Source organism: Faecalicatena contorta, from assembly GCF_001404335.1.
GTDB classification, from domain to species: Bacteria; Bacillota; Clostridia; order Lachnospirales; family Lachnospiraceae; genus Faecalicatena; species Faecalicatena contortus_B.
In genome coordinates this window covers 46,291-53,407 of the sequence record NZ_CYZU01000013.1, presented here as the reverse complement: position 1 = coordinate 53,407, position 7,117 = coordinate 46,291, and the positions used below count along the sequence as shown (strand labels likewise).

Here is a 7,117-nt window from a genome sequence, read left to right as displayed (position 1 = left end):
CTGATGGATGAAAACGGTAAGATCCACAATATCGTTTCTAAAGAATATCCCCTGTTTTTTCCACACCCCGGCTGGTCGGAGCAGAATCCACAGGATTGGTATGCGCAGACTGTTGAGGGAATCAGGGAATTGACTGCCGATTGCGACAGGCAGCAGATTGCCGGTATCAGTTTTGGAGGGCAGATGCATGGACTTGTGGTACTGGACGAGAAGGACGAGGTTATCCGGCCTGCAATTCTCTGGAATGACGGAAGGACCGGTAAAGAGACGGATTATCTGAACCAGGTGATTGGAAAAGACAAATTGTCTGGATACACGGCAAATATCGCTTTTGCCGGATTTACAGCGCCGAAGATTCTTTGGCTGAGGGAAAATGAGCCGGAGAATTTTGCAAGAATCAGTAAGATTATGCTTCCAAAGGACTATCTGGCATATAAGCTGAGCGGCGTGTTTTGCACAGATTATTCCGATGCATCCGGTATGCTTCTGATGGATGTGAAGAATAAATGCTGGTCTAAGGAAATGATGCAGATCTGTGGTGTTACAGAGCAGCAGCTTCCCACGCTCTATGAGAGCTATGATGTTGTAGGGGATATGAAAGCTGATGTGGCAGCAGAGTTTGGTTTTGGCAGCGGTGTAAAGGTTATCGCAGGAGCCGGGGATAATGCGGCGGCAGCGGTAGGTACCGGAACGGTGGGGGATGGGATGTGCAATATCTCTCTTGGAACATCCGGCACAATTTTTATCTCAAGCAGTTCTTTTGGCGTGGATGACAACAATGCGCTGCATTCATTCGCCCATGCAGACGGCCATTATCATCTAATGGGCTGTATGCTAAGTGCTGCATCCTGCAATAAGTGGTGGATGGATGAGATTCTGAAGACAAAAGAATATGCAGCAGAGCAGGAGGCTATTGTCAAACTGGGAGAAAATCAGGTATTCTATCTGCCATATTTGATGGGAGAGCGCTCCCCGCACAATGATCCGAAAGCAAGGGCAACGTTTACGGGAATGACTATGGATACTACAAGAGAGGAAATGACCCAGGCCGTACTGGAAGGCGTGGCATTCGGGCTGCGAGACTCTCTGGAAGTGGCCAGAAGCCTTGGTATCCGGATCGAAAGAACAAAGATATGCGGCGGCGGGGCAAAGAGCCCGCTCTGGAAAAAAATTATTGCGAATGTCATGAACCTGAAAGTAGATGTCATAGAAAGCGAAGAAGGCCCCGGATACGGAGGCGCGATCCTGGCAGCAGTAGGCTGCGGGGAATATGCATCCGTGGAAGATGCAGCAGGCAAGCTGGTAAAGGTGATTGAGACCGTGGAACCAGATGTACAGCTGGTAGAAAAATATGAAGAACGCTATCAGAAATTCAGGAAGATATACCCGGCCATGAAAAAACTTTTTCAAGAGCTGGCTTAATAAGTGCAAAAGGGGGGACTGACCCCAGTAGTACGCAAGGTTTAGTTTTTCGGCTGGTATATCCGACCGGTAGGAAAGGCTTGTCCACTGGGAGTGGCTCCAAAATGGTGACAGCGTATTAATTCGCTTGGCAGGCTTGCAGTTATTCCTTCATTTCGCGCCCCCATATGTCTACAAGACTTGAAGCTTGCGTTAACCTTCCTTTGAAACTTAAAAATGTTTCTGCCAGGTAGATTTTTCCACCCGCAATGCTTATAATGAATATGTGAAGAACATGTAAACCTTGTAAATGACAGGAGGATGAAAGTATGGATAATTACCGTGCAGAACGCAATCAAATACTTGCAGAACACATGATTAAGAATCTAAAAAGCCGTAATATGGCTGGTTATTATGCAAAGACGAAAGAGGAAGCCCTGAAAATGGCGCTTGAGATGATGCCGGAAGGAAGCAGCGTAGGCTGGGGCGGTTCTGCCTCCGTGACGGAGATTGGACTGAAGCAGGCGGTCTGTGAAGGCAATTATCAGGTGATCAACAGGGATGTCTGTAAGACTCCGGAGGAAAAGCGTCAGGCAGAACTGGCATGCTTTGAGAGTGACTACTTCCTTGCCAGCTCCAATGCCATTACATATGATGGAATACTGGTTAATATAGATAAGTTCGGGAACCGGATCGCGGCCATTGCCTTTGGAGCGAAAAATGTGATTCTAATCGTTGGAATGAATAAAGCGGTTAAAAATCTGGAAGAAGCACTGAGTCGTGTGCACAATGAGGCTACCCCCATAAATGCAGTTCGTCTGGGCATAGATACACCTTGCAGGAACAATGGGCTGTGCTATGACTGTAAAGGTGCAAATTCCATGTGCTGTCAGGTGCTTGTGACGCGTAATTCGGGAGTAAAGGAAAGAATAAAAGTCATACTTGAGAACGACAATCTGGGATTTTAAAGAGAGGATACCGCCGGGACAAGGGAAAAGTCCACCGGCGGTATTGCAGCAGTGCTAAAGTATGCAAGCCCCTCATGAGGGAGGGGGGAGGAGGTGAAGTGGGCTTGCCCAATTCACCTTTTATAATGCTTTTAGTTATGAAATACTATGACAAAACATCACACACGCTCCGCCCGCTTTTGTGTTTTCGATTTCCACAGTACCGCCAAGCTGTTCCACTAATTGTCTGACAATATAGAGTCCAAGCCCGGAATGCCCGCCGTCCGACTGCCGGGCTTCATCGCCGCGATAGAATTTTTCAAGAGCCTTATTTAAATCCTTGGGGCTAAATCCACAGCCAGAATCACAAATCTTATACGTAATCCGTTCTTTCTCTGCCTTTACGGAAATGTGAACCGTCCCACCTGCCGGGGTATACCGCAGACTGTTCGAAATAATATTATCAAAAATCCGCGACAGCCTTTCTGAATCAGTCCATATGGTATTCTCCATGTTACCCTGCATCTCCAAAGCAATTTTAATATCCTTTTGCCCTGCCTGCAGCTCAAATTCATGGACTTTCTGCGTCAAAAAATCAGGTAAGCATACAGGCACAAGATTGGGCTGTATGTCTGATGTTTCCAGACCGGATGAATATTGTATCTTTTGGACAAGAGCCGCACTTTTTTCAGCGTTTTCCCGAATAACGCTGAGATACCGGTATAACTTTTCGCTTCCCTCGGAATTGTTTTTAATCAACGCGTCAGTATATCCCAGAATAATAGAAAGAGGGGACTTCAAATCATGGGCCAGCGCCGCTGCCATTTCCACACGTTCCTGTTCCATTTTCCATTGGGCAGACAGCGAATTCTGAAGTTCCCCTTTCATTTCAGAAAAAGCATGGCAGAGCCTGCCCAGTTCATTGTCTGAATGATAGTCGATTTCAAAGTCGAGATCTTTTTCCTGTATCTTTTTGGACGCATCAATCAAAAGTTGGAGGGGCTGATTGATCTTGCGGGCAAAAACTTTTGAAAACAGGAGTGTAAAACCGATGATATAGAGAAACGGAGAGCACAGAGCCAGGACGACAGCTGCGAATACCATTTTTCCCCTGTTATTTGCAAAGGTTGTTTTAATCTGATAGGAGAGAAGGACGGCCCCTGCTGTATTTCCTCTGTTATCCAGGAGAGGAACTGTATAGATGTAATGCCCCTGCCGAAAAACAGTTGTCCCTGCAAAGCTTTGAAATAGTTCTTCCTTTGTCTCAAACGGTTTCCGGGAATCCGAACCATAGAGGATGTCTCCATTTTCATCTACAACCAGATAAAGCATCCCGCCGTCCGGAATGGTATTCTTTAAACCGGTTTCTTCGGACGGGGACAGCAGATCCAGGTTCGTTTCACGAATATAAGCCTCAATACCGGGAACCTGCCGCTCGTAGTAATCCGGAGTATAAATATCACGGTCCAGGGATTGGGTAAATAAAGAAAATGCAATCGCAGAGGTAAGCGCCGTCCCGATTGCGCTGGCTGTCAGAATCCATATTAAAGTACGCCTGAACTGGGAAGCAAGTGATTGATTCTTCATAGAATGTACCCCGCTTTCTTACGTTTTGTTCCACTTATATCCGATCCCCCAGACGGTGGAGATATACTCTTTGTCAGCCGCTGCTGAAAATTTTGCCCGGATTTTCTTGATGCGTTCAACAACGGTGGAGGAATTTCCTTCGGAATCAAAGCCCCATATCTTTTCGTAGATCTGTTCTCTCGAAAAAACCTGACCCGCATGGAGCGCCAGTAATTCTACAATGTCATACTCCCGTTTGGTCAATTCTATGTCTTTTCCATCAACCCTGACAGTGCGTTCTCTCATATCCAGGCACAGTTTTTCAAAGTACAGCTTAGACCGCTTGTTCTCCGCATTCAAGTACTGCGACCGTCTCTCGCGCCGCAGGTTTGCTTCAATTTTCGCCAACAGCTCATGCAGTCCAAAGGGCTTGGTTATATAGTCATCGCCGCCAAGTGTTAATCCTCTGATCTTATCGGTTTCTGACTGCCGTGCACTCAGGAAAATAACAGGGCACAAGACATCATCCCGGATTGCCCGACACACTTCAAACCCATCTATACCGGGCATCATAATATCCAGAATGATCAGGTCCGGCTGTTTTTGTGACAGATCAATACCCGTTTGCCCGTCATAAGCCGTAAGGACTTCATGCCCCTTTGCTTCCAGCTCGTCCTTGAGCAGCATGACAAGGTCTGTTTCGTCATCAATTATCAATATTTTACTCAATATGGCACTCCCTTCTACTTACAAAACAATCACCGTTTATTCGTAGCTTTTCCTTCCAGCCCATATATTAAACCATATCATCCCTCCAATCAAGAACACAATCAGACCAGCTGCTGCAGCGCTGAGTCCTGTGGATGCCGTTTTTATCAAGCCGGATGTAATCTCTGCCTGCGGTAGGGAAACGGTATGTTTGAGGAAGTAAGTGCCCGGGAGCATCCCCAGTTTGACCGGCCATGTCCATGGAATGAGCGGCCATAACCCTGAACCAAGGCCTGTCAGCCCAAGTATTGCCGCCATTAAAAGACCTCCAAAACTAATGCCGACAGAGGCTCCCATTCCCCATGCGAAGCTGATCCACAGGTGAAGTGCAAGCAGAGGGAGGGTTCCTATAACTGTAAGAGTGGCGCCTGCCACAAAGACCCAGACAGTAACTCCTGCCGGCATTGCGGCCTTCATTCCTGCGCAGAGGAGCAATACCGCGATAAATGTACACACGGCCACACAAAAAAACAATAGTAAAAACTTACCGGCATATAGCCTGACACGGGAAAGCCCGGTGCCTAAAAAGCCGGAAAAGTTTCCGGCAAGTTCTTCCTCCTGCACAATGAAACCTGCTAAAACACCTATGCCTGCCGGGATTATAAACACCGTCCAGATTGTAAAAAAACCTTCAAAAGCAAACGCCTGCGTGCTTCCCTCCCGGGCTGCCAGATAGGCAGCCGTACACAGAGAGAATATAACCGGCATACAAAAAGTAAGCCACCGGACAGCCGTCCGCTTTGTCCGGAGCCATTCTGATAATAAGAGATTCAGCATGTTTCTTCCCTCCTGTTAAACCATACAGCGGTAAGCAGTGTAGCTGCCAGAAATACAGCAAATGGCACCACGATTCCGATTGGGATCACGGATGTATCCAAGAGCGGATCGCCGTTTTCTAATATCGAACCATTTGGATGTACTCCAACAATGGGGCACATCAGCCGTATTGCCCAGCTCCAGGGTACCGTAAACCAGAAAGGTTCAGGCGCGGCAAGAACCCCGGCTGTCATGCCCGCAAATCCGATCCCCATGCTCAGAAACAGCCCTTTCCACGTAGCCGCCCACAATTGAATAGGAATCAGGGCAAGGGAAGCTGCCCAGCAGACAATACTTGCTGCTGCAATCTGCCGGAAGGGAATTGCGCCGGATTTTGCGAATACTCCTGCCAGAATTGCGGCAAGGGTCAGGACCATCGATGAAAGCAGGCTGTAGACCGCCATAGCAGCCACCTTATATATCCAAAGCAGCTTTGGTGAAATACAGCGTGAACGTAAGGCGCGATAATTTCCGGACTTCTTTTCCTGCCCGGCCGCTAATGCAGCAAAAAGTGCAAAACCAAGAGGCAGGAATACAAAGGTCCACCAGTTAAAGATCAGGGCTAAAAGGCTGTCCCACATCCAGGATCTGTTCTGCGACAAGGGATGTTTCATAAGCGTTGCCTGCATAATCAGCGCATACCCTGCGAAAAACACCGGAACCAAAACAATTAGTTTTCCCATAAAAGTTCTTTTGTATTTAAGGAGTTCAGATCGAAGTCCATTCATCATTTATACCCTCCATTCATTATAATATCTGTAAAAAAGTCCTCCAGGTCTGCGCAGGGATCAGGGGCGCCCTGAAACAGCAGCCGTCCGTTACTGATTATTCCGATCTGATCCACAACCTGAGCGGCCTCAGAGAGAATATGGCTGGAGAGCAGGACCGTAATGCCTTTTTCAGGAAAAGAAGAGATCAGTTCCCGCAATTCCTGAATTCCGAAGGGATCAAGTCCATTGGATGGTTCATCCAGCACCAGCAGGGCCGGATCATTCAGAAGCGCTACGGCAATACCCAGCCGTTGTTTCATCCCCATAGAAAACTGAGAAGCCGGCTTTTTACCGGTATTTTTCAAATTAACAGTATCCAGCACCTCATGAATCTTTTCGCCGGGTATCCCCAAGAGCCTGGTGTGTACCAGCAGATTTTCTTCCGCCGTAAGGTTGCCATACAAAGCGGGTGATTCAATTAAAGATCCGATTTTTTCCAGGGCATTTCGTTTCCAGGGCTTCCCGTTAAAATAAATTTGCCCCTCCGTGGGCCTTATCAGTCCGGTAATCATCTTCAGCGTAGTAGACTTTCCGGCTCCGTTCGGTCCCAGCAGCCCGTATACACAATTCCGCCTGATCTTCAGGCTGACTCCGTCAACAGCTAATTGATCTCCATAGCGTTTAGATAAATCATTTGTTTTTAGAATAAGATCATTCATATTAGTCGTTCCTTTCCATAAGATTTAAGCGAGCCAAAATTTCCTCAGGAAAAAGCTCATAGTGATTTGCAAAATATTGTACCTGTCTCTAAAGCCTGATAACGGTCCGGCCAACAGGCTATTTGTCTTTTCAGATACACTCTAACACTGAAAGATAACATTTCTATAACAATTGGTATAATAAAAACGA

At 47.1% G+C, this 7,117-nt stretch carries 7 protein-coding genes; 2 read left to right on the top strand and 5 right to left on the bottom strand.

The window, feature by feature from the left end:
• Together xylB and ARB69_RS08655 are read left to right on the top strand one after the other, a co-directional pair.
• Positions 1 to 1,422, top strand: a 1,422-nt coding sequence (xylB, locus tag ARB69_RS08660) for a xylulokinase (protein WP_070102375.1), incomplete at its 5' end; no start/stop codon positions are given.
• Between the two features lie 308 nt (positions 1,423 to 1,730).
• Positions 1,731 to 2,369 (top strand): lactate utilization protein, encoded by a 639-nt coding sequence (locus ARB69_RS08655; protein WP_055152642.1) that lies wholly within the window; start codon positions 1,731 to 1,733, stop codon positions 2,367 to 2,369.
• A gap of 135 nt (positions 2,370 to 2,504) precedes the next feature.
• On the opposite strand, the gene ARB69_RS08650 is transcribed toward ARB69_RS08655, so the two are convergent.
• The 5 genes from ARB69_RS08650 to ARB69_RS08630 are packed head-to-tail and all read right to left on the bottom strand — an operon-like array spanning position 2,505 to position 6,927.
• Positions 2,505 to 3,935: a HAMP domain-containing sensor histidine kinase gene (locus tag ARB69_RS08650; RefSeq protein ID WP_055152640.1), complete on the bottom strand. Its 1,431-nt coding sequence runs from the start codon at positions 3,933 to 3,935 to the stop codon at positions 2,505 to 2,507.
• Positions 3,936 to 3,953: 18 nt separating this feature from the next.
• Positions 3,954 to 4,643: a response regulator transcription factor gene (locus ARB69_RS08645; RefSeq protein WP_055152638.1), complete on the bottom strand. Its 690-nt coding sequence runs from the start codon at positions 4,641 to 4,643 to the stop codon at positions 3,954 to 3,956.
• Between the two features lie 36 nt (positions 4,644 to 4,679).
• Entirely contained in the window at positions 4,680 to 5,459 is a 780-nt protein-coding gene (locus ARB69_RS08640; RefSeq protein WP_055152636.1) for a lantibiotic immunity ABC transporter MutG family permease subunit, read from the bottom strand.
• Positions 5,453 to 6,229 (bottom strand): lantibiotic immunity ABC transporter MutE/EpiE family permease subunit, encoded by a 777-nt coding sequence (locus ARB69_RS08635; RefSeq protein WP_242857568.1) that lies wholly within the window; start codon positions 6,227 to 6,229, stop codon positions 5,453 to 5,455. The genes ARB69_RS08640 and ARB69_RS08635 overlap by 7 nt, the downstream gene beginning before the upstream one ends.
• Positions 6,226 to 6,927, bottom strand: coding sequence for a lantibiotic protection ABC transporter ATP-binding protein (locus tag ARB69_RS08630; RefSeq protein WP_055152634.1), 702 nt, complete (start codon positions 6,925 to 6,927; stop codon positions 6,226 to 6,228). The genes ARB69_RS08635 and ARB69_RS08630 overlap by 4 nt, the downstream gene beginning before the upstream one ends.
• Positions 6,928 to 7,117: the final 190 nt, after the last annotated feature.

Bases quoted from the DNA above. Each gene is read 5' to 3' on its own strand.
- ARB69_RS08655 (WP_055152642.1), top strand. From the start codon at position 1,731: ATGGATAATTACCGTGCAGAACGCAATCAAATACTTGCAGAACACATG.
- ARB69_RS08650 (WP_055152640.1), bottom strand. From the start codon at position 3,935: ATGAAGAATCAATCACTTGCTTCCCAGTTCAGGCGTACTTTAATATGG.
- ARB69_RS08640 (WP_055152636.1), bottom strand. From the start codon at position 5,459: ATGCTGAATCTCTTATTATCAGAATGGCTCCGGACAAAGCGGACGGCT.
- ARB69_RS08635 (WP_242857568.1), bottom strand. From the start codon at position 6,229: ATGATGAATGGACTTCGATCTGAACTCCTTAAATACAAAAGAACTTTT.
- ARB69_RS08630 (WP_055152634.1), bottom strand. From the start codon at position 6,927: ATGAATGATCTTATTCTAAAAACAAATGATTTATCTAAACGCTATGGA.